Here is a 25861-nt window from a genome sequence, read left to right as displayed (position 1 = left end):
AGAGGGGATGGCCCGCCACCATCGGCCGACCCGGACCCGCCCCGGACCCGCCCGGGACCCGCCCCGGACCACGACTGGACCCGCCCCGGACCCAACCCCGTGCGACCTGAACCGACCCGGACCGGCCCGAGCACCCGGAACAGCGGGAACGCCACCGTCGGTACTGGCACAGGGAAGGGGCCGCAGCCCCGCATCCCCGACCGTCCTCGCTCGTTGGCCCTATGTGTACAGCTACGACGTCGCCGCCAGCCGCCCCTCCGCCAGCCGATCGATCCCGAGCATGCGCCCGTCGTACGACGCGGAGCACCCGAACTCGGCCACGCCGATCTACGACTCGCTGTACTCCGAGTACCGCAGACTCTTCCGCGCCCTCCCCGGTGACCGGTCGGGCGAGGAGAACATGAAGTTCACCGGCTTCGCGGTACGCGATCCCCACACGCTGCGACCGGAGGCGCTGCCGTACCCGCAGCACCAGACCTTCCACACCTTCCCGGGCCACACCCAGGGGACCCCGCAGTTCATGCCCGCACAGCAGTCGCACGTCCCGGGCCTGCCCGCCGGGGGCGGCAACGACGGCAGCGGGGCCGCGGCGGGTGGCGGCTCCGGGTCGGCCGGGGGGACGGGCCAGGGGGCGGGCTCCGGTTCGGGGCAATTCGGTGCGACCTCGGCCGGGCAGTCCGCCTCCGGTGGCGCGGCACCGTTCGGGGCCGGAGGCACCGGCCAGTTCGGGGGCGGCGATTCGGGGCCGTACGGCGGCGGCCCGGACCAGTTCGCCGGTACGGGCGGTCAGTTCACGGGCCCCGGCTCGTACACCGGCGCGGGCCAGACCGGTAGCACGGAGCATCTCCCCGCCGCCGGCCAGTTCGGCGGCACCGGGCAGGGCTGGGTGGCCGCGGGCTACCTGGGTTCTCCCCCGTCGTCGAGCAGGGGGGGTCCGACCACCAGCGGGCGGCACCGTTTTCTGGTGGCGCTGCCCCCCGGCCGCGTCCCCGGCCAGGGCTGACCCGACCCTCCGGCCGCATCCTCGGCCGGGACTGACCCCCCGCTGAACCCCGACCCGCCGCACACCCACGCCTCCTGGCCCGGAGTCCGTGTCAGGCGGGCGGCCCGACGCTGCCGAGGAGCCGCCCCCGGAAACGGCCGCAGGGCCCGGACGGCGGTCGGCCGTCCGGGCCCTGCGGGCGGGACCACACGAGTACGCGTACGAGGTCACAACTCCCGTACGGAACCGGTCACTTCTTGCGGCGCTTCTCGCGCACCCGGACAGAGATCGAGATCGGCGTGCCCACGAACCCGAACTCCTCGCGCAGCCGGCGCTCGATGAAGCGGCGGTAGCCGGCCTCCAGGAAGCCGGAGGCGAAGAGCACGAACCGCGGCGGACGGGTGCCCGCCTGGGTGCCGAACAGGATGCGGGGCTGCTTGCCGCCGCGGATCGGGTGCGGGTGGGAGGCGACCAGTTCGCCGAGGAAGGCGTTCAGGCGGGCGGTGGGGATGCGGGTCTCCCAGCCCTCCAGCGCGGTCTCGATCGCCGGGACGAGCTTCTCCATGTGCCGGCCGGTCATCGCCGAGACGTTGACCCGGGGGGCCCACTGCACCTGGACCAGGTCGCGCTCGATCTCGCGCTCCAGGTAGAAGCGGCGCTCCTCGTCCAGCCGGTCCCACTTGTTGTAGGCGATGACGACGGCGCGCCCGGCCTCGACGGCCATCGAGATGATCCGGGTGTCCTGCTCGGCGAGGGTCTCGCTGGCGTCGATCAGGACGACCGCGACCTCGGCCTTCTCCAGCGCGGAGGCGGTGCGCAGCGAGGCGTAGAAGTCGGCGCCGGCGGTCTGGTGGACCCGGCGGCGGATACCGGCGGTGTCGACGAACTTCCAGGTCTTGCCGCCGAGTTCGATCATCTCGTCGACCGGGTCGCGGGTGGTGCCGGCGAGCTCGTTGACGACCACGCGATCCTCGCCCGCGACCTTGTTGAGCAGGCTCGACTTGCCGACGTTGGGCCGGCCGATCAGGGCGACGCGACGTGGGCCGCCGATGCCGCCGGGACCGAAGGTCTGCGGCGGGGCCTCGGGCAGCACGTCGAGCACCGCGTCGAGGAGGTCGCCGGAGCCGCGGCCGTGCACGGCGGAGACCGGGTAGGGCTCACCGAGGCCGAGGGACCACAGGTAGGCGGCCTCGGCCTCGGTGGACTGGCCGTCGACCTTGTTGGCGCAGAGCACCACCGGCTTCTTGGAGCGGCGGATCAGCTTGACCAGGGCCTCGTCGGTGTCGGTGGCGCCGACGGTGGCGTCCACGACGAAGAGGACGGCGTCGGCGGCCTCGATGCCGTACTCGGCCTGGGCGGCGACGGCCGCGTCGATGCCGAGGACGTCGACCTCCCAGCCACCGGTGTCGACGATCTTGAACCGTCGGCCGTTCCAGGTGGCCTCGTAGGTGACCCGGTCGCGGGTGACGCCGGGGCGGTCCTCGACGACCGCCTCGCGGCGGCCGATGATGCGGTTGACCAGGGTCGACTTGCCGACGTTCGGGCGGCCGACGACGGCGAGGACGGGCAGCGGGCCGTGCGCGGCGCCGTCCAGGTCGGCGTCGATCTCCTCGGCGTCGAAGCCCTCCTCGGCGGCCAGCGCCATGAACTCGGCGTACTCGGCGTCGCCCAGCTCACCGTGGTGGTGGGTGGTCTCGTTGCTCATGTTCCGTTTTTCCGTTTCCCGGTACGGCCCTTCCCAGGGGCGCACCGTGCGTTCCTGCCCGGCGGGCAGCGCGAAACTACTTGGTGTAGTCGGACAGTTGGGGTGGTGCTCGGTACGGACCGCGGTGCGGACCGCAGTCCGATCCGGTCGTCGCGGGGCGATCCCCGCTCTGGTCGGCCTCAGACGGCCGACAGGCCGGCCCGTTCCTCGACCAGGGAGCCGATCCGGTCGATGACCTGCTCCAGGGTGAGGGCGCTGGTGTCGACCAGGACGGCGTCCTCGGCCTGGGTCAGCGGGGCCGTCTCCCGGGAGGAGTCGGCGGCGTCCCGGCGGGCGAGGTCGGCGGCCATCGCGGTGATGGTGGCCTCGTCGACGCCCTTGGCGCGCAGCTCGGCGGCCCGGCGCTCGGCGCGGGCGGCCTCCGACGCGGTGAGGAAGACCTTGACGGTGGCGGCCGGGAAGACGACCGTGCCCATGTCCCGGCCCTCGGCGACGATGCCTCGCTCGGCGACCTCGGCGCAGGACCGCTGCAGCTCGACCAGCTGCGTGCGGACGGCCGGGACGGCCGAGACGGCGGAGACCTTGGCGGTCACCTCGGGGCCGCGGATCGGCCCGGAGACGTCCTTGCCGTCGACCGTTATGGTCGGGCCGGCCGCGTCCGTCCCGGAGACGATCACCGGCTTGGTGCAGGCGATGGCGACGGCCTCGGGGTCGTCGACGTCCACGTCGTTGGCCAGCATCCACCAGGTCATCGCCCGGTACATCGCACCGGTGTCCAGGAAGCTCAACCCCAGCCGGGCGGCGACCGCGCGGGAGACGGTCGACTTGCCGGAGCCGGAGGGTCCGTCGATGGCGACGACGACCGGGGCGTGCGCTCGGTCGGCAGTGTCCACGGGGCGAACCTCTTCCTCAGGCCGGGGATGTCTCCCTCAAGGTTAGTCGACCGGCGACACCTCCCCGGACGGCCCACCTCCGCCCCACTTCCGGCCCTCCCCGCCGACGGCCCGCCGCGGCGCACCGCCAAGCGGACCGGCAGCACACCGACAGCGGCCCCGGCGGCGCACCGACAGCGCCTCGGGCCGGGTCAGTCGCGGACGCTCCAGCCGTGCTCGCGCAGCCCGCGGCTGAGGCGCTGGACGGCGGTGGGCGCGACGGAGAGCTGGACGTGGCCGACCTGCTGGCCGGTGGAGTGCTCGATGGTGACGTCCTCGATGTTCACGCCGAGGGCGCCGACCTCGCCGAAGAGGCGGCCGAGCTCGCCGGGCTGGTCGCCGAGGACGACGGTGACGGTCTCGTAGCGGGTGGGCGGGGCGCCGTGCTTGCCGGGGATGCGGGCCTGGCCGGAGTTGCCCCGGCGCATGACGGCCTCGATCCCGGCCGCGCCGGACCGCCGCTCGCCCTCGTCCGCGGCCTGGAGGGCGCGCAGCGCGGTGACCGTCTCGTCCAGGTCGGCGGCGACCTCCTCGAGGATGTCGGCGACCACCCCGGCGTTGGCGGAGAGGATGTCCACCCACATGGCCGGGTTGGAGGCGGCGATCCTGGTGACGTCGCGGACGCCCTGGCCGGAGAGCCGGACGGCGGTCTCGTCGGCGTGCTCCAGGCGGGCGGCGACCAGCGAGGAGAGCAGCTGGGGGGCGTGCGAGACCAGGGCGACGGCGCGGTCGTGGGCGGCGGCGTCCATGACGATCGGCATGGCGCCGCAGAGGGCGACCAGTTCGAGGGCGGCGTTGAGGGTCTCGGTGTCGGTGTCCGGGGTGGGGGTGAGCACCCAGGGGCGGCCCTCGAAGAGGTCGGCGCGGGCGGCGAGCGGACCTGAGCGCTCGCGGCCGGCCATCGGGTGGCTGCCGATGTAGTGGGTGGTGTCGCAGCCGAGGGCGGCGACCTCGGCGCGCGGGCCGGTCTTCACGCTGGCCACGTCGGTGTACCAGCGGGCGAGTCCGCGGCGCTGGCAGTCGGCGAGGACCTTGCCGACCAGGGCGGGCGGGACCGCGATGATCGCCAGGTCGACCGGGCCGTCGGGGAGTTCCGTGGTGCCGGCGCCGAGCGAGGCGGCCGTGCGGGCGGCGTCCGGGTCGGCGTCCTCCAGATAGACGGTCAGCCCGCGGCCGGTGAGGGCGAGCGCGGCGGAGGTGCCGATCAGTCCGGTGCCGACGACGGCGACAGTGCGCATGGCTGGGTACGTCTCCTGGGGCGGGCGGGCGGAATCCTGCGCCCATCCTCTCGCACCCCGCGCACGGGCGGACAACCAGCGCTTCGCGACACCGCCGCCACGGCGGTCGACCGGCCCGTGGACGCAACCGGGCGGGGCCCTCGGCCGTCCACTCCACCGACGCGCGGGACAATGCGCGGTCGGCGGGCCGCAACGGGTGCAGACTGGCGCCCTGGGCGGGGAGACGGCGAAGGGGCACGGCGCGTGGCAGAGGAAAGCTCACAGGCCTGGGAGTCGAGGCTCGATTCGGTGGTGGTGTACGCGCAGGGCGCGGTCTGCCGGCGGCGGGCCCGGGGGGTGCTGCCGGCGGACGGCCGGGTACGGCTGGCGGGGTTGCCCCGGTCGCTGACGAACGGTTCGCTGCGGGCGCGGGTCCTGGACGCCGGGCCGGCCGAGGGCGCACCGGAGTGGATGGGTACCGCCCTGCGGGTGACCGGGGCGCGGGTCGAGTTCGCGGCCGAGCTGCGGGACCGGGCGAGCCTGCCGGAGCTGCGGCGCCGAGTGGACGCCGCCCGGGACGAGCGGGACGCGGTCGCGGAGCGACACGCCCGGGCGCAGGCCCGGATCGGCGAGGTGGCGGCGCTCCGCCCGGTGCCGCCGGAGCGGACCCCGGAGGAGCCGCACCGGCGGACGCCCGCCGACGCCTGGCTGGAGCTCGCCGATTTCGTCGAGCGCCGGCTGGCCGACCTGCACGCCCGGGCCGCCGAGCTGGAGGACGAACTCCGGCTGGCCGAGCACGCATTGGAGGTGACCGAGGCCGAGCTGGCGCGGGTCTCCTCGGCGGTCCCCGCCGGTCCGGTGGAGACCAGCGCGGTCGCCGTGGTGACGGTGACCGCGGCTCCCGAGCGGAAGGCCTCGCTGGAGGCCGCAGTGGCGGCCGGGCGGGAAGTCGAGCTGGAGGTGGAGTACTGCGTGCCGGGCGCGCGCTGGGTGCCGACGTACCAGCTGAGCCACCGCCAGGGTGAGGCGACCGGACGCCTGGTGCTCCGCGCCTCGATCGCCCAGCGCAGTGGTGAGGACTGGGAGGGGGTGCGGCTCGCGCTGTCCACCGCCGACCTGCAGCGCCGCACGGACCTGCCGGTGCTGCGGTCGGTCCGGATCGGGCGCAGCCAGCCCGCTCCGGCGCCCTCGGGCTGGCGCGAGCCGCCGTCGGGGCTGGGGGACCTGTTCACCGGGTACGACGCGGTGGGCCCGCGGCCGCTTCCGGCCACGACGAGCGCGCCGCCGACGCCGCCCGGGTCGGCCGGGGCCGCGGGGGCGGGCGGTCCGTGGGGTGGGGAGGCCGCGGAGCTGGCGGCGTTCGGCGGGTACGGCGGGTACGGGGCGCCCGAGTCGCCGTACCCGGCGCCGCCGCCGATGGCGCGTCCGGTGCCGCCGCCGGCGCCGATGCCCGTGGCGGCCCCGATGCCGGCCGCTCCGGCCGGTCCCGTCCCGCAGGCGTACGGCGGGGGCGGTCAGCTGAGCGTGGACGAGGACGTGCCGCGCGGGAAGACCCGTGCCCGGGCGGCGGCTCCGGCGATGCCGGCGGCCCCCGGGGGCGTGCGTCCCGGGTTCGCCGGGGCCCCGCCCGGGGCCGCGCCCGCCGCCCAGCCGGTGCCGGTGCCGCCGGCCCCGCCGCAGCCGAGCGCGGGGCAGCTGGACTACGGCGCGCTCGCGCTGTCCGGGCCCGAGGACCCGGCCGGCCGCCGGGGCCTGCTGCACCCGGGGGCGGTGGACGATCCGGTGACCCTGGAGCAGCGCCGCCGGGCGGCCGCTCCGGCCGAGCTGGCGCTGCCCGCGCACGCGGTGCCGCCGCGGCGTTCGGCGGGCTCCTTCGACTACCGCTACGACGCCGCCGCTCCGGCCGACATCCCGTCGGACGGCGGCTGGCACACGGTGGCGGTCGCCGAGCTCCCGGTCGGCCTGCGCACCGAGTACGTGTGCGTGCCGTCGGTGGAGGAGGCGGTGTACGCGACCCTGGTGCTGTCCAACGCCACCGAGCGGGCGCTGCTGGCGGGGCCGGTGGAGGTGACCGTGGACGGTGACTTCCTGCTCACCGCCGCGCTGCCGACGCTGGCGCCGGGCGGGGCCCGCCGGGTCGGGCTCGGGCAGGCGGAGGGGATCCGGGTGGCCCGCCGCACCGAGCTGCGGGAATCCACGGCGGGGCTGCGCGGCAGCACCGCCGTCCTGGACCACCGGGTCCGGGTGGAGCTGGCCAACCGGCTGCCGCACCCGGTGACGGTGGAGGTCCGGGAGCGGGTGCCGGTCACCTCCGAGCAGGACGTCCGGATCGAGGAACGCGCCGACTGGACCCCGCCCGACACACCGTCGCAGAACTACCCGCCGTCCGCCCGCCGCTGGCGGGTGGAGCTGGCGCCCGGCGCCACCGCCGAGCTCGACGGCGGCTACGAGATCCGCATTCCGGCCGGCAAGGCCCTGGTCGGCGGCAACCGGAGGAGCTGAAACCATGAACGACTCGCCGATCCCGCTGCCGGTCACGGCCGTCACCTGTCTGGAGGACCGGGCCCACGTCGAGCGGGAGACCGTGGTGGACCTGGCGGCCGGGGTGCAGCGGCTGCGCCTGGGCCCGGTCACCGCGCTGGCGGTGGACCGGACCCTGCACGCCGAGATCACCGCAGGACCCGACGCCCGGGTGCTGGACGCCCGGGTGGTGCGGGCCTGGGTGCCGCGCGCCCCGCTGCCGCCCACCGCGGACGACTCGGAGCTGCGCCACCGGGTCCACGAGCTGCGCCGCGAGCGGCTCGCCGAGAACCAGCACCACGACCGACTGAAGGCGCGCCTGGCGCTGCTGGCGCAGCTCGCCGCGGACCTGCTCCGGGAGATCGGCGAGGGCGCCGGCCGGGGCGAACTGGAGCAGACCCGGTGGAGCCGGGAGCTGGACCGGGTGGACGCCGAGCGCGAGGAGTGCGGGGAGCGGCTGCGCACCGTCCGGGCGCGGCTGACCGAGCTGGGTGCCGAGCTGGAGGCGGCGGAGCGGGCGCTCGACCTGTCCGAGGAGGACCCCGCCGAGCTGGTCGCACACCTGGAGCTGACCGTGGAGGCGTCCGCCGCCGGGCCGGCCGGGCTGCGGGTGGGCCACCTGACGCCGTGCGCGCTGTGGCGTCCGGCGTACCGGGCGACGCTGGGCGAGGGCGGGCTGCGGCTGGAGACCGAGGCGGTGGTTTGGCAGCGGACCGGGGAGGACTGGTCCGGGGCGCGGCTGACCTTCTCCACCGCGCGTTCGGCGCTGGCCACCGAGCCGCCGCGACTGGTGGAGGACCGTCTGACGCTGCGTGAGCGGTCGGCGGAGGAGCGCCGGACGGTGACGGTGGAGCTCCGGGAGGAGGACATCAGCACCACCGGGCCGACGGCGGAGGGTCTGCCGGGTGTGGACGACGGCGGCGAGGTGCGGGTGCTGCGGGCGCCGGAGCCGGCCTCGGTACCGAGCGACGGACGGGCCCACCGCATCCCGCTGACCTCCTTCGAGGCGGAGGCGACCAGCGAGTACGCGGCGGCGCCCGAGCTGTCCCCGCTGGTCACCCAGGTGGTGCGGTTCCGCAACGGCGCGGGGCACGCGCTGCTGGCCGGACCGGTGGACCTGGTCCGGGGCAGCGGTTTCACCGGCCGGGGCGAGCTGGGCTTCACGGCGCCGGGCGCACCGGCGGAGCTGGCGTTCGGCAGCTCGGACGGCTACCGGGTGGTCCGGGAGACCGAGGAGGACCGGGCCACCACCGGCATCACCCAGCGCACGGTGGTCACCCGCACGGTCCGGCTGCACCTGTCCCGTTTCTCCGGTCCGCAGGAGCACGGCGAGCAGCTGGTGACGGTACGGGAGCGGATCCCGGTGTCGGAGGTGTCGGCGGTGGAGGTCCGGCTGCGGAAGGAGTCCTGCGACCCCGCGCCGGACGAGCTGGACGCGGAGGGCGTGGTTCGGTGGGACGTCCCGCTGCCGCCCGGCGGGCGCCGCACGGTGACCCTGGTGTACGAGGTGGCGGCGAGCTCGAAGGTGGCGGGGTTGTGAACGGTGGCGGGGTTGTGAACCGCAGCACGGGGACCCGCGGCCCGGTCCGCGGCAGTCAGGGCGTCAACTCCGGTACAAAAGAGACATGATCTACCATCTCGCTCCCCTGGACGACTGGCTGCGCGACCCGGGCCGGCCGTACTCCGCGGCTTCGCTGCTGACCGACGGGTTCATCCACTGTTCGGCGGACGAGCAGACCGCCCTGGCGGTGGCCAACGCCTTCTTCCGGGACACGCCCGACCCGCTGATGGCGCTGCTGATCGAGGAGAACCTGGTCGAGCCGATGGTGAAGTGGGAGGCCGCCTCCGGTGGCCCCCCGCCCGGCTCGACCCCGGGCGCCCTGTTCCCGCACATCTACGGCCGGCTCAACCGCACGGCCGTGGTCGGCCTGGAGAAGCTGGAGCGCGGGACGGACGGCCGCTGGACCTCCCTCACCCCCTGGAGCTGACCAGGAGGTGAGGGCGCCCGGGCCGCCCCCTGGATCCGGCCCCCAGGATCAGGGCCCAAGATCAGGGCCTCAAGCTCCGGTAGATCCGGCCCCTAGATCCAGCCGCGCTCGCGGGCGGCCATGCCGGCCTGGAAACGGGTGGTCGCGCCGAGTTCCCGCATCAGTGCCTGGAGCCGCCGCTGCGTGGTCCGGGCGCTCCAGCCGAGCGACCGCGCGATCGACTCGTCGGTCAGCCCGGCCGCCAGCAGGCCCAGCAGCTTGAGGTGGTCGGCGTCCGGTCCGGGCCCGCCGTCCCCGCCGCCGATCACCGTCTGCAGCGGCACGGCCCGCTCCCACTCGGCCTCGAACAGCGCGTCCAGCGCCTGCAGCAGCGCCGACGGGTGGATCACGTACGCGGCGTCGAGGACGCTGTCGCCGACGCTGATCGGGATGATCGCCATCCGGTCGTCGGACATCATCATCTTCATCGGGAGCACCGGACGGACCCGGGCCTCCTCGCCGTCCTGGACGCCGACCAGGATCTCCGACTCCAGCCGCCCGGGCCAGGCGATGGCCTCCTTGTCGAAGACCGTGCGGATCCGCACGCCCGCCTTGAGCTTGGCCAGCTGCCGCGGCTGCTGCGCGACCGGGTCCATGACGTACGGCGGGCAGTCGAAGCCGCGCACCTGGTACTGGCTGGTGTCCACCAGGTGCTCCAGCCGCTGGGCGATGGCCTCGCCGCCGGTGAGCACCTCGACCGTGTGCGCGGGGTCCGTGTAGCGGGATGCCTCGCGGAAGGCGTCCATCAGGCGGTGCATCTCCGCCCGGGCACTGCGCAGCTGGGCCTCGCGGTGACCGATCAGGGTGCCGATCGCGACGTCGGGCGCGACCGCGAGGTACCGCTCGCGGTCGACCGGTGCGCGGGTCGCCATGCCCTGTTCGCTCAGCCTGTCGAGGGCGTCCTGGCTCTGTTGCAGCGTCAGGCCGCAGGTCAGGGCCAGCTCGACGGCAGTGGACTGCGGAGCCGTCACCAGCGCCGCGTACACCTGACCGTCCGGCCGTCCCAGACCGAGTACTCCGAATGAGTCGGGCACGTCGCTCCTTCCCCCGCCCCCGGGTCCAGGCTCGTGGCGCTTTCTCGCCATCTGCCGAGACGATTTCTGTTGGCTATTTTCTGCCAGAGATCCACAGCCTGACAAGGCCAGTGGTGCGGCTGCGGTCAGACTCACACCGCCGCACCCCCGAAACTGCCCGATCGCCCCTCCGGACGCGCCCTCGGGCACACCCGCGCCGGCCGGCCCCGAAGGGCTCCCTCCCCCACACGCTCGCCCGAACACGAAGGTCCCCCCGCCGCGGACGGACGGGAGGACCCCCCTGTTCACCTCAGGACTGCGCGGGACGCCTCGCTCGGAGGCCGACCTCGCGCATCAGCCGACCGACCTCAGAGGCCGACCTCGCGCATCAGCCGACCGACCTCAGAGGCCGACCTCGCGCATCAGCTGACCGACCTCGGGGTTGGTCAGGCGGCGCAGCCAGCCGGACTTCTGGTCGCCCAGCGCGATCGGGCCGAAGTGGGTGCGGACCAGCTTCTCCACCGGGAAGCCGACCTCGGCCAGCAGGCGGCGCACGATGTGCTTGCGGCCCTCGTGCAGGGTGACCTCGACCAGGTAGTTCTTGCCGATGTTGGAGACCACCTTGAAGCCGTCGACCCGGGCGAAGCCGTCCTCCAGCTCCACGCCCTGGGCGAGCTGCTTGCCGAGGTCGCGCGGGATCGGGCCCTGGATGGCGGCCAGGTAGGTCTTGGTCACGCCGTACTTGGGGTGGGTGAGGCGGTGGGCCAGCTCGCCGTGGTTGGTGAGCAGGATGATGCCCTCGGTCTCGGTGTCCAGGCGGCCGACGTGGAAGAGCCGGGTCTCCCGGTTGGTGACGTAGTCGCCGAGGCACTGACGGCCGTCCGGGTCCTCCATGGTGGAGACGACGCCGACCGGCTTGTTGAGCGCGAAGAACAGGTAGGACTGGGTGGCGACGGTCAGACCGTCGACCTTGATCTCGTCGTTGACGGGGTCGACCCGCTTGCCCTGCTCGGTGACCAGCTTGCCGTTGACCTCGACACGGCCCTGCTCGATCAGCTCCTCGCAGGCGCGACGGCTGCCCATGCCGGCCCGGGCCAGGACCTTCTGCAGACGCTCGCCCTCGGGCTCGCCGAAGGTCTTGGGGGTCTTCACGGCCGGCTTGTCGTGCCGGGCCAGCACCGCGTCCTCGATCCGGGCCTGCAGCTCGCGCGAACGCTGGGGCTGACGGCGCGGGTCACCCGGCGCGCCCTGGCCCGCCTGGCGCGGCTTGGCGGCCGGACCGGGCTTGCGGGAGCCGTAGGCGCCGCGGCCCGGGGTGGCGTTCGGACCGCCGCCGTACTCGGGGCGGTCGTACCGGCGCTCCTCCGGACGCAGCGGACGGTCCGGGTACTGGCGGGCGCCGTCCCGGCGGTCGCGGGACGACCCGCCCTGACCCCCGCGGCCCTGACCGCCCTGGCCGCCCTGACCCTGACCGCCCCGACCCTGGCCTTGGCCCTGGCCGCCGCGACCGCCACCGCCGTACGAACCACCGCCGTACGAGCCTCCGCCGTACGAGCCACCGCGCGAGTTGCCGCCCCGGCCCCCGCCCTGTCCCCCGCGGCCCTGACCGCCGCCGCCGCTGTTCCTGCCGTTGCCACTGCTACGCATCAAAAATGTCCGTACGTCGTTTCCGTCTGGTTAGGGCCCTCCTGTGCGGCGGCGACCGCCTCCGCGATCATCGTGCCCTCCAGGGACTCCGCTTCCACGTCGTCGACCTCGGGCAGGAAGGGCGCAAGCTCCGGCAGCTCGTCCAGGCCGCGCAGCCCCATCCGTTCCAGGAAGTAGTTCGTCGTCCGATACAGGATCGCTCCGGTTTCGGGCTCGGATCCGGCCTCTTCCACCAGTCCTCGCTGTACCAGGGTACGCATCACGCCGTCACAGTTCACACCGCGTACCGCGGAGACCCGGCCGCGGGACACCGGCTGACGGTAGGCGACCACCGCCAGCGTCTCCAGGGCGGCCTGGGTCAACCGGGCCTGCTGACCGTCCAGGACGAACCGGTCGACGGCGGGCGCGCAGTCGGCGCGGGTGTAGAAACGCCAGCCTCCGGCGACCAGGCGCAGGTCGAAGCCCCGGCCCTGGGCGGTGTACTCGGCCGACAGGGCCCGCAGGACCGCGGCCACCTCGGCCCTCGGCCGGCCCAGGACGGAGGCGAGGTGGGCCTCGGTGGCGGGCTCGTCGACGACCATCAGGATCGCTTCGAGCGCGGCGGGCAGCGGGACGGCCGCGACCTCGTCCCGGAGCTCCTCGGTCTCCGGCTCCGGCGCGGGCTCGGGTTCCGGCTCCGGTACCGGCGCGGGGTCCGGTACCGGCTCGGGCTCCCGGGTATCCGCCACGGCGGGGGTCGCGCGCCACCCGGCGGAGCCGTTCACGGGGGCGGCACCATCCACGTCGGCGGCACCATCCTCGCCGCGGACACCGTTCACGAGGGCGACACCGTTCACGGGGTGGTCGGCGTTCACGCGGTCGGCACCGTTGACGCCGTCGGCGCCATGTACGCGCTCGGCGACATCCACGCCGTCGCCGACGTTCACGCGGTCGTGAACGTCCACGCTCTCGTGAACGTCCGTGCCCTCATGTACGTCCACGCGGTCGCGAACATCCACGCCTCCGTGAACATCCACGCCTCCGTGAACATCCTCGCCGCCGTGGACATCAACGCGCTCCGCGACATCCACCCCGCCGCCAACATCCACGCCTTCGACGGCATCCGCAGCCACCGCCTCACCCGCCGGGTCCCCTTCCTCGGGGCCGTAAGCCGGCTCCAGCCACTCCTCCGGTCGGACTTGGCCCGGGAGCCCCAGGGCCCGCCGGGACCGCCTCGGCTGCTCGGTCGTCATTCCCGCTCACCGTCCTCGCTGTCGCCCCACTCGCCGTCCCCTCACCTCTCACCCTCCCCGATCGCTCGCCCCTCGCCACCGCTCACGGCCAGCGCGCCCGTGCCCCCACCAGCACCAGAACCAGCACCAGCACCGTCCGACGCCTCCCCGCCCTCCCCGCCCTCCCCCGGCGGCCGGTCGAACTCGTCCGTCACCTCGACGACCCGGTCCGTCTCGGCGGTCCACCGCACCACCAGCTCGCCCAGCGCGTCCGGCTGCTCGAAGTCGAGGACCCGCTCCCGGTACAGCTCCAGCAGCGCCAGGAAACGGGCCACCACCACCAGGGTGTTCTCCGCGTCGGCGACCAGCCGCGCGAAGCTGGCCTCGCCCAGCGCGGTGAGCCGGTCCACCACCACCGCGGCCTGCTCGCGGACGCTCACCGGCGGGGTGTGGATGTGGTCGACGTACACCACGGGTTTGGGTTTCGGCGCCATCGCCCGGGCGGCGAGCTGGGCGAACCGCTCGGGTCCGACGGTGAGCACCACGTCCGGGAGCAACTGGGCGTGGTGCGGTTCCAGGCCGACGGTACGGGGGCGGCTGAGCTGCTCGGCGGCCCAGCGGTCGGCGAGGACGGCGGCGACCTGCTTGTACGCCCGGTACTGCAGCAGCCGGGCGAACAGCAGGTCGCGGGCCTCCAGGACGGCCAGGTCCTCCTCGTCCTCGACCTCGGCGGCCGGCAGCAGCCTGGCCGCCTTGAGGTCGAGGAGGGTGGCCGCGACCACCAGGAACTCGGTGGCGGCGTCCAGGTCCCAGTCGGGGCCCATGGCGCGGATGTGGGCGACGAACTCGTCGGTGACCTTGGACAGGGCCACCTCGGTCACGTCGAGCCGGCGCTTGGCGATCAGGCCGAGCAGCAGGTCGAACGGGCCCTCGAAGTTGTCCAGCCGGACCCGGAACCCGCCCCGCTCCTCGCCCTCGGCAGGGCCCCCGGCGCCACTCCCCCCGGCACGGACGGCCACGGCACGCACCGGCCTGGCATCCACGGCCCCGGCACCCGCCGCCCCGGCACCCGCCGGCCCGGCCGCCCCCGCACCCTCCACTCCGGAGGTCACCTGCTCAGGGACGGTCGCCCCGGACGTCTGCCCGGGCGGGGTGATCGGCTCGATGGTGCTGCCCATGACGCCCCAGTTTCGCACCGCGGACCGCGAGCCCCCTCAGGGACGCACCACAGCGATCACCGCGATCACAGCGATCAGAGCAGCCGCCGGCAGCCGCGGCCGCCACAGCGACCATCAAGCGACGCAGCCACCCTCAGGCAGCCATCACCAGGGGGAACCACACCCACCCAGGCCCGCCGAAGGCGCCGGAACCGCTCAGCGCCCGCGGAGCCGGCGGACCAGGATCGAGGCCTCGCCCCGTTGCTCCAGATCGGCGAGCACGACCGCGATGGCCTCCCGAACCACCCGGCCGCGGTCGACCGCGAGCCCGTGTTCCCCGCGCAGCACCAGCCTGGCGTGCTCCAGGTCCATCAGTTCCTCGGCGGAGACGTACACGGTGATCTTCTCGTCGTGCCGCTCGCGGCCGGTGGGACGGCGCGGAACGCGTCCGCGCGGGCGGGGCCGGCGGGCGGCGTCGGCGCCCTGCTCCTCGGCCGAGCCGTGCTGGCGGGGCGTCATCGCCTCGGCGGGCGCGGTGCCGTGCTGCTCCTGGCGGGGCTGGGGCGCCTCCGTGGCGGCCCGGCGGACGGCCGGGGCTCCCGTACCACCCCCGGCGGCTCCGGGCGCGTCGACGGGGCCCTGGGCGGCCTGCTCGGCCGTCCTGGCCGATTCCGCCGCGCGGGCGGTCTCCGTCCGGCCCGCCTCGCCCGACCGGGCGAGGGAGGGTGACAGGGCCATCCCCCCGGTGGCCCGGAACAGCTCGTCGGCCCCGGGGAGACTCACTCGGCGGGGCGGCACCGGTCGAGCACCTCCCTGGCGAGCTGGCGGTAGGCGGCGGCGCCCACCGAGTTGGTCGCGTACGTCGTGATCGGCTCGCCGGCCACGGTGGTCTCGGGGAACCTGACGGTCCGCCCGATGACGGTGTGGAACACGTGCTCGCCGAACGCCTCGACCACGCGGGCCAGCACCTCGCGGCTGTGCACGGTGCGCGAGTCGTACATGGTGGCGAGGATGCCGTCCAGGCGCAGCTCGGGGTTGAGCCGCTCGCAGACCTTCTCGATGGTCTCGGTGAGCAGCGCGACGCCGCGCAGCGCGAAGAACTCGCACTCCAGCGGGACGATGACGCTGTGAGCCGCCGTCAGGGCGTTGACCGTCAGCAGGCCGAGCGAGGGCTGACAGTCGATGATGACGTAGTCGTAGTCGGGCAGCAGCGGCTTCAGGGCGCGGGCCAGTGCCGACTCCCGGGCCACCTCGCTGACCAGCTGCACCTCGGCGGCCGACAGGTCGATGTTGGAGGGCAGCAGGTCCATGCCGGGCACGGCGGTCTTCAGCAGGACCTCATCGGCCGTCAGGCCCCGCTCCATGAGCAGGTTGTAGACGGTGACGTCGAGCTCCATCGGGTTGACGCCGAGGCCGACCGAGAGGGCGCCCTGCGGGTCGAAGTCCACCAGCAGGACGCGGCGGCCGTACTCGGCCAGCGCGGCGCCCAGGTTGATGGTCGACGTGGTCTTGCCGACGCCGCCCTTCTGGTTGCACATGGCGATGATCTGCGCGGGGCCGTGCTCGGCCACCGGCGCGGGGATCGGGAAGTAGGGCAGCGGACGGCCGGTGGGGCCGACGCGCTCGCGGCGCTGCCGGGCGGCGTCGGGAGCCAGGGTGGCGGCGTACTCGGGGTCGGGCTCGTACTCGGCGTCCGGGTCGTCGTAGGGACCGTAGCCGAGGTCGGTGTAGGCCAGGCCGTAGGCGGCGAAGTCGGCATCCAGGTCGGCGCCGGCGGACGCGGCGCTCTGGCGCGCCTCGAAGGTGCGGACCGCGACCGAGCCGACCTCCACCTCGCCAACGGTGGCCTGCCGGGCCTCTTCGTTCGGCTGCCCGACGGTGAGCTCCGCCAGTCCTGGCTGACCACCCCCGGGAGCAAATGTCGACTCATTCACAAGTCGTCTTACCTCCTTGGGCATCCAGGACTCTATGTCGATTCGTCAGCGTGGCAGCTTGCCGACGGTTTGCGACTCTAGGCCGTTGCGGGCATTCGCAGCAACACAATCCACGGTAGTGGGCATGATGTGTCGGGTGCCGACCAGCTCCATGTCAAGGGATTAGCGGCCCCGAGACCGCCTTGATCCACAGAGCGGGTGACCTGATGCACATAAATTGACATCACCACGCCACCCGCACGACACCCACACCCCTCCCCACCTCGCGACATGCCGAAGCGCGGGCGAGCGGGCACCCCGATCCAGGCACCGCTCAACTCACCGCTCCACGCACCGCTCAACGCACCCGAGCGCACAGCGATGCACACGCCCGGCCGCACGCCGACACACGGGCCGACAACACACCCGGAGACACCCTGAAGACACTCCGGAGACACGTCCCTGAGACACATCCGACAACCCGCCGGAAAACGCACCGGGCGGTCCGCCCGAGGGCATGCCGAAGCCCCCGGCCCGAGGGGAGGGGGTCGGGGGCGTTCGGTCCGAGCAGGACGAGCGGGACGAGCGGGACGGGCGTCAGGCGAGGACGCTGTCCAGGGAGACGGCCTCCAGGTCGAAGGCCTCGGCGACGGCCTGGTAGGTGATCTGGCCCTCGTGGACGTTCAGGCCCTTGGCCAGCGCGGCGTCGCGGCGCAGCGCCTCCTTCCACCCGCGGTTGGCCAGCTCGACGACGTACGGCAGCGTCGCGTTGGTCAGCGCGTAGGTGGAGGTGTTCGGGACGGCGCCCGGCATGTTGGCCACGCAGTAGAAGACCGAGTTGTGGACCTGGAAGGTCGGCTCGGCGTGCGTGGTGGCGCGGGAGTCCTCGAAGCAGCCGCCCTGGTCGATGGCGATGTCGACGAGCACGGAGCCCGGCTTCATCCGGGAGACCAGCTCGTTGGTGACCAGCTTCGGGGCCTTGGCGCCCGGGATCAGCACGGCGCCGATGACCAGGTCGGCCTCCAGGACGGCCTTCTCCAGCTCGAAGGAGTTGGACATGATGGCCTTGATCTTCGTGCCGAAGATGCGGTCGGCCTCGCGCAGCTTGTTGATGTCGCGGTCGAGCAGGGTCACGTCGTAGCCCATGCCGATGGCGATGGTGGCCGCGTGCCAGCCGGAGACGCCGCCGCCGATGACCACGCACTTGGCGGGGTGGGTGCCGGGGACGCCGCCGGGCAGCACGCCGCGGCCGCCGGCCGGACGCATCAGGTGGTAGGAGCCGACCTGCGGAGCCAGGCGGCCGGCCACCTCGGACATCGGGGCGAGCAGCGGCAGGGCACCGTTGGCGAGCTGCACGGTCTCGTACGCGATGGCGGTGGTACCGGAGGCAACGAGGGCCTCGGTGCCGGCGCGGTCGGCGGCCAGGTGCAGGTAGGTGAAGAGGGTCTGGCCCTTGCGGAGGCGGTGGTACTCCTCCGCGATGGGCTCCTTGACCTTCAGCAGGAGGTCGGCGGCGGCCCACACCTCGTCGGCGGTGGGGAGGATGGTGGCACCGGCGGCCACGTACTCCTCGTTGGGGATCGAGGAGCCGAGACCGGCGTTGTCCTCGATGACGACCTCGTGTCCGTTGCGGACCAGCTCATGCACGCCGGCGGGCGTGATGGCCACGCGGTACTCGTGGTTCTTGACCTCGCGGGGGATGCCGACCTTCACGGCTAAACACGTCCTCTTGCCATGGGGGTCCCTACCGGAGAAGACCGGCGGGCGGCGCGCACGGGGGAGGCCTCCGGACAGGCCGGGGCACGGTTCGCTGCGCGACTGCTGTCGAGTGTAATGAAGCCCAGCGCATCCGTCAGCCTTCCAAACTGACTAAATCTGCTGGACTCATTGGCAGGTTCGTAGGCTTGCATGGCGATCTCGGTGACAAAGTTAGGCAAATCACCCATCTCTGACACTACTCCGGAACCGGACTTCTCCACTCGCCGTCGAGCCGTTCGCGCAGGCGGTCCAGGGTGCCCGCGACGGCCGCCGCGGCGGACTCGTCGCCGAGCCGGCGCAGCACCGCGTGGGCGGCCCGGTACTCGCGGAGGGCCTCGTCGAAGCGGCGCTGGGCGGCGTGCGCCTCGGCCAGCCGGACCAGCAGCCGGGCCTCGGCGGGGGCGTCCGCGAGCCCCTGTCGGAGTGCGAGCGCGCGTCCGTACCAATCGGCGGCGCGCACCGGATCGGCGAGCGCCCGGTAGCAACCGCCCGCGCCCTCCAGGGCCCGGGCCTGGGTGGGCTCGTCGCCCGCCTCGCGGGCCCGGTCGAGGGCGGCGTGGTAGCGCTCGGCGGCGGCGGTCCAGCGCCCTGCGGCGGCCTGGAGATCACCCAGGTTGAGCAGCGCGGCGGCGGCCCGACGGGGCGCGCGCTGGCGCTCCGCGACCTTCAGGACCAAGGCGTGCAGCTGGTGCAGGTCGGCGGGCGCGGCGGTACCGGTGAGCGGCAGGGCTCGCAGCAGTGCGGTGACCAGCCGGCCGGCCGAGCCGTCCAGGTCGCCCTGGCCGATGGCCTCCTCCACGGCGCCGAGCAGCTGGTCGCGCTCCTCCAGCAGCCACTGCTTCGCCTGGGCGGCGGTGCGCAGCCGCAGCGGCCCGGGCAGCGGGTCGGGGTTGGGGCCGGCGGTCGGGTCGAGCAGCATCCGGGCGGAGTCGACCAGGCGGACCAGCCGCTCCAGCAGCCGGGCTCGGGCCAGTTCCACCTCGGACGGGCGGTCCCGCTCGGCCCGCAGCTCGGCCAGCCGGGGGTACAGCCGCCCGGGGACCCGGTAGCGGGCGGTGCCGTCGGCGGCGGCCGGCTCGCGCTCCAGCAGTTCCTGCCCGGCCAGCTGCTCCAGGGCCTGGGCCGCCTCCGGCGCCGGGCAGCCCATCAGCGCGGAGGCCGAACGCAGGTCGGCCAGCTGCCCGGGGGCCAGGGTCAGCGCCCGCAGCAGCCGGGCCCGGGGCGCGGGCAGGGTCCGGTGGAGCAGCTCGAAGGCAGCCAACAGCGGGTCGCTGTCGGCCACCGGTACGGGATCCGCGGGCAGCAGCCCGCGACCCCCGCGCTGCGGACCGCTCGGCCGCCCACCGGCACCGCCGGGACCGTCACCCCGAAAACCGTCGCCCCCGGAACCGGCACCCGGGGCCCGGCCTCGGCCCCGGCCCCCCTTGTCCCCCTTCGCCGGGAAACCGGTGCCCCGGCTCCCCTGGCCCCCCTCACCGTTCTCCCGCGCCCCCTCACCGTTCTCCCCCGCGCCCTTGCCGCCCTTCGCTCCCCCCTTGACCAGGTCCACGACGTCCGGCCCCAGCAGCCCCAGCGCCTCCATCAGGTCCGGCTCGGCGCGACCGGGGTCGGCGGTCCGGGCCGCGCCGGCCGGGGTCTTGCCCGGCCGCCGGCCGGACGGCTTCTCCGCGCCACGCGCCTTGGGCCCGACCGCCGGCTCCGGCTCGGGGGAGAGTTCCCGGACCACGTCGGTGACGGCGGCCCGCGGGTTGGCCTTGAGCCACCCGGCGGCCAGCCGCAGCGCGGCGGGACGGGCGGCGCAGGCCTCGGCGAGGTCCGCGGCCCCGACCGGGTCGCAGCCGACCCGGGTCCCGCCCACCAGCTCGACGAGCAGGTCGACGGCGGCCCGCTGGTCCAGGCCGCCGAGGATCACCGGGTCGATGTCCTCGATCCCGGTGAGCGGGCCCGCCGTGGTGGCGAGCAGCAGGCAGCCGGGCTCCTCGGTGAGCAGCGGCCAGAGCTGGGCGGCCTCCCGGACGTCGTCGAGCAGCAGCAGGACGCGCCGTCCGGTGAGGGCCTCGCGCAGCGCCTCGCAGGCGGGGTCCTCCTCCGTCCCGGGCAGCAGCGCGTCGGGGACCTCGCCGAGCTGCTCCAGCAGGATCCGGGCGGCCCGGCCGGGTTCCAGGAGGGAGCCGTCGGGGGCGGAGAAGCGGACGTGGAGCAGGCCGTCGGGGTAGTCGGCGGCGACCGAGCGGGCGAAGTGGACGGCCAGCGCGGTCCGGCCGGAGCCGGGTCGCCCGGCCAGGACCAGCAGCCGGCTGCGGCCGGGGACCGACCGGGCGGCGCCCGCGGCGAGGGCGGCCAGCTCCTGCCGCCGTCCGGCGAAGGGCGAGGCGCCGGGCGGCAGCCTGTCGAGCAGGCCGGGCCCCGAGGGCCGGGTCTCCACCGTCGCCGTCTTCCTCGCCACCCGCGTCACTCCCGACCAGCCGCCTCCGGTCCGGCGCGGTCGCCGGCCCTGTCGCGAAGCGTAGTTCGATCGCGGGGTGCCGCCGAGATGCCATCCGGTCCCACCAACCGGCGAATCCCCCGCCCGGACCAGCCGGCCCACCACCGGGCCGGCCCACCCACCCCTGGCGGCGGTCAGCCCGGCGGGGCGGTCAGCGGTGCGGTCAGCCCTGCACGAAGGGCCGGGCCGGCCAGGGCGAGTCCGCCGGCCGCAGCGCCTCGACGCCCGCGCCGGTGAGCGCGGCCTGCAGCGCGAGGACGCCGGTGATCAGCGCCGGGTTGTGCAGCTCGCCGGCCAGCAGCAGCCGGACCAGGTCCTCCAGCGGCACCCGCGCGGTCTCCAGCTGAAGCTCCTCGCCGTGGGCCTCGTACCGGTCGCCCTCGGCCTCGGAGAGGTCGGTGGCGAGGAAGATCCGCAGCGCCTCGTCGGTGCCGCCGGGCGAGGTGTAGAAGTCGACCAGGACCTTCCACTCCGCCGCCTTGCAGTGCGCCTCCTCGAAGAGTTCGCGCTGGGCGGCGTGCAGCGGGTTCTCCCCGGGGACGTCCAGCAGCCCGGCCGGGATCTCCCAGAGCCGCTGGCGCACCGGGTGCCGGTACTGCCGCAGGATCAGCACCCGCTGCCGGTCGTCCACGGCGAGGACGGCCACCGATCCGGGGTGAGTCTGGTAGTCCCGGCGGGCCCAGGAGTCGTCCGGCATCCGCACCTCGTCGGTCCGCACGCCGGTGACCCGCCCCTGGAACGGGGTCTCGGTGGCCCGGACCTCCCACTCCTCCGCCACGTCCCGGATCTGCTGAACGTCCATCGCACTCCCCTTTTCGTCAGTACGACACAATCTAGCCCGTCAGGACCGGGACCGGCGAAGGAAAGAGGACCGGCGGCCCCGGACCGGCGAAAAAGGGGACCGCGGGCCGGAGGGAATCCCTCCGGCCCGCGGTCCCCGGGCCGACCCGGTCAGGCGGCCGACCCGATCAAGCGGTCAGCCCGGTCAAGCTGTCAGCCCGGTCAGGCCTGCTCGGTCTTGATCTTGATGGCCGCCGCGACCAGGCCCGCGAACAGCGGGTGCGGGCGGGTCGGGCGGGACTTCAGCTCCGGGTGCGCCTGGGTGGCGACCAGGTAGGGGTGCACCTCGCGCGGGTACTCGACGTACTCGACCAGGTCGCCCTTCGGGGAGAGGCCGGAGAACTGCAGGCCGGTCTTCTCCAGGTCCGCGCGGTAGGCGTTGTTGACCTCGTAGCGGTGGCGGTGGCGCTCGTCGACGTACTGCTCGCCGCCGTACACCTCGCGCACGATCGAGCCCTCGGCGAGCTTCGCCGGGTAGAGGCCCAGGCGCATGGTGCCGCCCAGGTCGCCCTTGCCGTCGACGATCGCCAGCTGCTCGGCCATGGTCGAGATGACCGGGTACTTGGCGGCCGGGTCGAACTCGGTGGAGTTGGCCTCCGGCAGGCCGGCCAGGTTGCGGGCGGCCTCGATGACCACGCACTGCAGGCCCAGGCACAGGCCGAGCAGCGGGATCCGGTTCTCGCGGCCGTAGGTGATCGCGGCGACCTTGCCGTCCACGCCGCGGTCGCCGAAGCCGCCGGGGATGCAGATCGCGTCCACGTCGCCCAGCTGCTCCTGCGCGCCCTCGGGGGTCAGGCACTCGTCCGAGGCCACCCACTTGACGGTGACCCGCGCGTTGTTGGCGAAACCGCCGGCGCGCAGCGCCTCGGTCACCGACAGGTACGCGTCCGGCAGGTCGATGTACTTGCCGACCAGGGCGACCTTGACCTCGTGCTGGGGCTCGTGGACGCGGCGCAGCAGGTCGTCCCAGACCGTCCAGTCCACATCGCGGAACGGCAGGTCGAGGCGGCGCACCACGTACGCGTCCAGGCCCTCGCCGTGCAGCACCTTGGGGATGTCGTAGATCGACTTGGCGTCGATGGCCGCGACCACGGCCTCCTCGTCCACGTCGCACATGAGCGAGATCTTGCGCTTGATGGCCTGCGGGACCTCGCGGTCGGCGCGCAGCACGATCGCGTCGGGCTGGATGCCGATGTTGCGCAGGGCGGCGACCGAGTGCTGGGTGGGCTTGGTCTTCAGCTCGCCCGAGGGGCCGATGTACGGCAGCAGGGAGACGTGCACGAAGAACACGTTGTCCCGGCCGACCTCGTGGCGGACCTGGCGGACGGCCTCCAGGAACGGCAGCGACTCGATGTCGCCGACGGTGCCGCCGACCTCGGTGATCACCACGTCGACGTCCTCGGTCGCCATCCGGCGGATCCGGGACTTGATCTCGTTGGTGATGTGCGGGATGACCTGGACGGTGTCGCCCAGGTACTCGCCGCGGCGCTCCTTGGCGATGACCGTCGAGTACACCTGGCCGGTGGTGACGTTCGCCGAGCCGTGCAGGTTGGTGTCGAGGAAGCGCTCGTAGTGGCCGATGTCCAGGTCCGTCTCGGCGCCGTCGTCGGTCACGAAGACCTCGCCGTGCTGGAACGGGTTCATGGTGCCCGGGTCCACGTTCAGGTACGGGTCGAGCTTCTGCATCGTCACGCGCAGGCCGCGCGCCTTGAGCAGGGCGCCCAGGCTGGAGGCGGTGAGCCCCTTGCCGAGCGAAGAGGCGACACCCCCGGTGACGAAGAGGTGCTTGGTCGTCACGGCGCGGCCGCTGGCCGACTTGCCGGAATGGGGCTGTGCCAAGAGGGGGCTCCCGTGGGTCGCGTGTCGAGGGTGACTCCTGCGGAGGTGCTCCGCCCGTCTCGTCCGCGCCGGCGACACGCTGCTCCGAAGGGCTTCGGAGGGGTCGTCGAGGTCGGCGGATCCGGGTCGGTTTTCCACCAGTCCACGGGGTACCAGGGTATCAGTGCGGGGACCCGGGTGCGCTCGGACGTGCCGCGGCCGGGCCGGACGGGCTCCGGACGGGCCTGGGCCGGGCGCGGGACACCGGATGGCGACATGGCCCGGAAGGATCAGCTCCGGATGGTTCGGTCGGGTGGGCCCTCCTCCTCCGGACGGGCCACTTTTGTTCGCTCTTCGCGGTAAGCGGACCGGGCGCGCCCGTCTGCGCGTGCTCCCGCCCGGTGCGCCGACGTATTCTGCACGGACGCATCGCCGACAGCAGAGCACGCGGAGGACGATGGGGCGGCTGACGGCTCCACGCGGTCCCCGATGCGCGACCGGAACCTCCTCGTACCAGTTCACCCGCTCACTCCAGGGGTACACCAGAGCCCCGCGAGGGCGCGCCACGAGCCTTCCAGCCACCCACCGGACTCGCGAGTGCCCCGCCCGAGCATCCGGACGCGCCGAAACCGCGCGCTCCGCCGTCGGACGTAGCCGAGCACATATTGCGAACTGGAGACCCACGTGGCCGGCCGTATCGAGGACTACGCACTCATCGGGGACATGCAGACCGCCGCCCTGGTCAGCAGGGACGGCGCCGTCGACTGGCTGTGCCTGCCCCGGTTCGACTCGCCGGCCGTGTTCGCCGGTCTGCTGGGGACCGACGAGCACGGGTTCTGGCGGATCGGCCCGGCCGAACCGGTGCCCACCGAGCCGGCGCCGGTCACGCAGGACGCCGACACCGGCGAGTTCCGCGTCCCCCCGGTGACCGCCGCCGCCCCCGCGCTGCCCGCCGACCGGCGCCGCTACCGGGGCGACTCGCTGATCCTGGAGCAGGAGTGGGACACCCAGGGCGGCAGCGTCCGGGTGATCGACTTCATGCCGCCCCGCCACCTGATGGGCACCCCGGACGTGCCGCAGATGATCCGGATCGTGGAGGGCCTGGACGGCCGGGTCCGGATGCGCTCGGCGGTCCGGATGCGGTTCAGCTACGGCCGGGTGGTGCCCTGGGTGCACCGGGTCGAGCAGGCCGAGGGCGGGCACCGCACGGTCGCCGTCGCCGGCCCCGACTCGGTCTGGCTGGACGGCGAGGCCGAGACGTACGGCCGCGACCTGACCACCTACGCCGACTTCACCATCGCCAAGGGCGAGCGGATCGCCTTCGCGCTCACCTGGCAGGCCTCCCACCTGCCCGCACCGGAGGTCGCCGACGCCGAGGAGGCGCTGGACTCCACCGAGGAGTTCTGGCGCGACTGGGTCGGCCACTGCACCTACCAGGGCCCGTACCGGGAGGCGGTGATCCGCTCGCTGATCACCCTCAAGGCGCTCACCTACGCCCCCACCGGCGGCATCGTCGCCGCCCCCACCACCTCCCTCCCCGAGGACCTGGGCGGCGAGCGCAACTGGGACTACCGCTACACCTGGCTCCGCGACGCCGCGATCACCCTCTCCTCGCTGCTGCGCACCGGCTACCGCGAGGAGGCCCGCGCCTGGCGCGAGTGGCTGCTGCGCGCGGTGGCCGGCGACCCGGAGAACCTGCAGATCATGTACGGCATCGCCGGCGAGCGGGAGCTCACCGAGTCCGAGCTCGACTGGCTGCCCGGGTACGAGAACTCCACCCCGGTCCGGGTCGGCAACGGCGCGGCCGGCCAGCTCCAGCTGGACGTGTACGGCGAGGTGGTCGAGGCCCTGCACCTGGCCCACATGACCGGCCTGGTCCGCAACGACCACGCCCACCAGCTGCAGCTGAAGCTGATCACCTACCTGGAGAAGCACTGGCGGGAGCCGGACGAGGGCATCTGGGAGGTGCGCGGGCCGCGGCGGCACTTCGTGCACTCCAAGGTGATGGCCTGGGTGGCCGTGGACCGGACCATCAAGCTGATCGAGCAGACCCCCGCCGAGGGCCCGCTGGAGCGCTGGAAGGAGCTCCGCGACGAGATCCACCGGGACGTCTGCGAGCGGGGCTACGACAAGGACCGCAACACCTTCACCCAGTACTACGGCGGCCGGGAGCTGGACGCCTCGCTGCTGCTGATCCCGCAGGTCGGCTTCCTCCCGCCGGACGACAAGCGGGTGATCGGCACGATCGAGGCGATCCAGCGCGAGCTGTCCACCGAGGACGGCTTCGTGCTGCGGTACCCGACCCACGACGAGCAGGGCAACAACGTGGACGGGCTGTCCGGGCACGAGGGGGCTTTCCTGGCCTGCTCGTTCTGGCTCGCGGACGACCTGGCGATGATCGGGCGGGTCGGCGAGGCGCGGGAGCTGTTCGACAAGCTGCTGTCGCTGCGCAACGACGTGGGGCTGCTGGCCGAGGAGTGGGACCCGCGCGCCAAGCGGCAGGTCGGCAACTTCCCGCAGGCGTTCAGCCACGTGCCGCTGATCGACACCGCCCTGCGCCTCACCGCCTGCGGCGGCGCCTACCTCTCCACCCAGCCGGAAGCGCCGACCATGTGACGTACCGAGGGGCGCGCGGT

18 protein-coding genes are annotated in these 25861 nt (G+C 74.0%); 5 read left to right on the top strand and 13 right to left on the bottom strand.

The genetic code is table 11. From position 1 onward, the window contains the following. The first annotated feature begins 280 nt into the window (after window positions 1–280). Window positions 281–1003 carry a hypothetical protein gene (locus ABWK59_RS25180; protein WP_354642887.1) on the top strand — a complete coding sequence of 241 codons (723 nt, stop codon included), beginning with the start codon at window positions 281–283 and terminating at the stop codon, window positions 1001–1003. Between the two features lie 229 nt (window positions 1004–1232). Here ABWK59_RS25180 and der read toward each other — a convergent pair whose 3' ends face one another. From der to ABWK59_RS25165, 3 genes are all read right to left on the bottom strand, one after another. After that, complete coding sequence (der, locus tag ABWK59_RS25175) at window positions 1233–2687, bottom strand: ribosome biogenesis GTPase Der (protein ID WP_354642886.1); 1455 nt, start codon at window positions 2685–2687, stop codon at window positions 1233–1235. A 179-nt stretch (window positions 2688–2866) separates the two neighbouring features. Next, the gene (cmk, locus tag ABWK59_RS25170) at window positions 2867–3580 is read right to left on the bottom strand and encodes a (d)CMP kinase (protein WP_354642885.1); all 714 of its coding nucleotides are present in this window, start codon (window positions 3578–3580) and stop codon (window positions 2867–2869) included. Window positions 3581–3771: 191 nt separating this feature from the next. Then, window positions 3772–4857 (bottom strand): prephenate dehydrogenase, encoded by a 1086-nt coding sequence (locus ABWK59_RS25165; protein WP_354642884.1) that lies wholly within the window; start codon window positions 4855–4857, stop codon window positions 3772–3774. A 243-nt stretch (window positions 4858–5100) separates the two neighbouring features. Here ABWK59_RS25165 and ABWK59_RS25160 point away from each other — a divergent pair, with 243 nt between their 5' ends. The 3 genes from ABWK59_RS25160 to ABWK59_RS25150 all read left to right on the top strand — a co-directional run bounded on the left by ABWK59_RS25160 (window position 5101) and on the right by ABWK59_RS25150 (window position 9344). After that, entirely contained in the window at window positions 5101–7338 is a 2238-nt protein-coding gene (locus ABWK59_RS25160) for a DUF4139 domain-containing protein (RefSeq protein WP_354642883.1), read from the top strand. A gap of 4 nt (window positions 7339–7342) precedes the next feature. Next, window positions 7343–8896: a mucoidy inhibitor MuiA family protein gene (locus tag ABWK59_RS25155; protein WP_354642882.1), complete on the top strand. Its 1554-nt coding sequence runs from the start codon at window positions 7343–7345 to the stop codon at window positions 8894–8896. A gap of 85 nt (window positions 8897–8981) precedes the next feature. Continuing rightward, window positions 8982–9344, top strand: coding sequence for a DUF952 domain-containing protein (locus ABWK59_RS25150; protein WP_354642881.1), 363 nt, complete (start codon window positions 8982–8984; stop codon window positions 9342–9344). Between the two features lie 92 nt (window positions 9345–9436). On the opposite strand, the gene ABWK59_RS25145 is transcribed toward ABWK59_RS25150, so the two are convergent. The 10 genes from ABWK59_RS25145 to ABWK59_RS25100 form a co-directional block, all read right to left on the bottom strand. Continuing rightward, window positions 9437–10417 carry a helix-turn-helix domain-containing protein gene (locus ABWK59_RS25145; RefSeq protein ID WP_354642880.1) on the bottom strand — a complete coding sequence of 327 codons (981 nt, stop codon included), beginning with the start codon at window positions 10415–10417 and terminating at the stop codon, window positions 9437–9439. Window positions 10418–10798: 381 nt separating this feature from the next. Further along, window positions 10799–12043, bottom strand: a complete 1245-nt coding sequence (locus ABWK59_RS25140) for a pseudouridine synthase (protein ID WP_354642879.1) — start codon at window positions 12041–12043, stop codon at window positions 10799–10801. Further along, complete coding sequence (scpB, locus tag ABWK59_RS25135; protein WP_420492950.1) at window positions 12043–12624, bottom strand: SMC-Scp complex subunit ScpB; 582 nt, start codon at window positions 12622–12624, stop codon at window positions 12043–12045. The genes ABWK59_RS25140 and scpB overlap by 1 nt, the downstream gene beginning before the upstream one ends. A 692-nt stretch (window positions 12625–13316) precedes the next feature. Further along, complete coding sequence (locus tag ABWK59_RS25130) at window positions 13317–14432, bottom strand: segregation and condensation protein A (protein WP_354642878.1); 1116 nt, start codon at window positions 14430–14432, stop codon at window positions 13317–13319. A gap of 195 nt (window positions 14433–14627) precedes the next feature. Continuing rightward, complete coding sequence (locus ABWK59_RS25125) at window positions 14628–15149, bottom strand: hypothetical protein (RefSeq protein ID WP_420492949.1); 522 nt, start codon at window positions 15147–15149, stop codon at window positions 14628–14630. Between the two features lie 41 nt (window positions 15150–15190). Beyond that, a complete protein-coding gene (locus ABWK59_RS25120) occupies window positions 15191–16243 on the bottom strand; it encodes a ParA family protein (RefSeq protein WP_420492848.1) in 1053 nt (350 codons plus the stop codon). A 678-nt stretch (window positions 16244–16921) separates the two neighbouring features. After that, window positions 16922–18037: an alanine dehydrogenase gene (ald, locus tag ABWK59_RS25115; protein ID WP_354642875.1), complete on the bottom strand. Its 1116-nt coding sequence runs from the start codon at window positions 18035–18037 to the stop codon at window positions 16922–16924. A gap of 241 nt (window positions 18038–18278) precedes the next feature. After that, a complete protein-coding gene (locus ABWK59_RS25110; RefSeq protein WP_354642874.1) occupies window positions 18279–20528 on the bottom strand; it encodes a tetratricopeptide repeat protein in 2250 nt (749 codons plus the stop codon). 202 nt (window positions 20529–20730) lie between these two features. Further along, on the bottom strand, window positions 20731–21369 hold the full coding sequence (locus ABWK59_RS25105) for an NUDIX hydrolase (RefSeq protein WP_354642873.1): 639 nt from the start codon (window positions 21367–21369) through the stop codon (window positions 20731–20733). A gap of 200 nt (window positions 21370–21569) precedes the next feature. Then, complete coding sequence (locus tag ABWK59_RS25100; RefSeq protein ID WP_354642872.1) at window positions 21570–23246, bottom strand: CTP synthase; 1677 nt, start codon at window positions 23244–23246, stop codon at window positions 21570–21572. A gap of 702 nt (window positions 23247–23948) precedes the next feature. Here ABWK59_RS25100 and ABWK59_RS25095 point away from each other — a divergent pair. Next, on the top strand, window positions 23949–25841 hold the full coding sequence (locus ABWK59_RS25095; RefSeq protein ID WP_420492948.1) for a glycoside hydrolase family 15 protein: 1893 nt from the start codon (window positions 23949–23951) through the stop codon (window positions 25839–25841). Window positions 25842–25861 lie beyond the last annotated feature (20 nt).

Origin of the sequence: Kitasatospora sp. HUAS MG31 (assembly GCF_040571325.1) — a bacterium.
Taxonomy (GTDB): domain Bacteria; phylum Actinomycetota; class Actinomycetes; order Streptomycetales; family Streptomycetaceae; genus Kitasatospora; species Kitasatospora camelliae.
The sequence above is the reverse complement of the archived record's forward strand: the minus strand, read 5'-3'. Positions and strand labels throughout refer to the sequence as shown.

Bases quoted from the DNA above. Each gene is read 5' to 3' on its own strand.
- ABWK59_RS25125 (WP_420492949.1), bottom strand. From the start codon at position 15,149: ATGGCCCTGTCACCCTCCCTCGCCCGGTCGGGCGAGGCGGGCCGGACG.
- ABWK59_RS25095 (WP_420492948.1), top strand. From the start codon at position 23,949: ATGCAGACCGCCGCCCTGGTCAGCAGGGACGGCGCCGTCGACTGGCTG.
- ABWK59_RS25155 (WP_354642882.1), top strand. From the start codon at position 7,343: ATGAACGACTCGCCGATCCCGCTGCCGGTCACGGCCGTCACCTGTCTG.
- ABWK59_RS25140 (WP_354642879.1), bottom strand. From the start codon at position 12,043: ATGCGTAGCAGTGGCAACGGCAGGAACAGCGGCGGCGGCGGTCAGGGC.
- ABWK59_RS25165 (WP_354642884.1), bottom strand. From the start codon at position 4,857: ATGCGCACTGTCGCCGTCGTCGGCACCGGACTGATCGGCACCTCCGCC.
- scpB (WP_420492950.1), bottom strand. From the start codon at position 12,624: ATGGTCGTCGACGAGCCCGCCACCGAGGCCCACCTCGCCTCCGTCCTG.
- ABWK59_RS25130 (WP_354642878.1), bottom strand. From the start codon at position 14,432: ATGGGCAGCACCATCGAGCCGATCACCCCGCCCGGGCAGACGTCCGGG.
- ABWK59_RS25105 (WP_354642873.1), bottom strand. From the start codon at position 21,369: ATGGACGTTCAGCAGATCCGGGACGTGGCGGAGGAGTGGGAGGTCCGG.
- ABWK59_RS25180 (WP_354642887.1), top strand. From the start codon at position 281: ATGCGCCCGTCGTACGACGCGGAGCACCCGAACTCGGCCACGCCGATC.
- ABWK59_RS25150 (WP_354642881.1), top strand. From the start codon at position 8,982: ATGATCTACCATCTCGCTCCCCTGGACGACTGGCTGCGCGACCCGGGC.
- der (WP_354642886.1), bottom strand. From the start codon at position 2,687: ATGAGCAACGAGACCACCCACCACCACGGTGAGCTGGGCGACGCCGAG.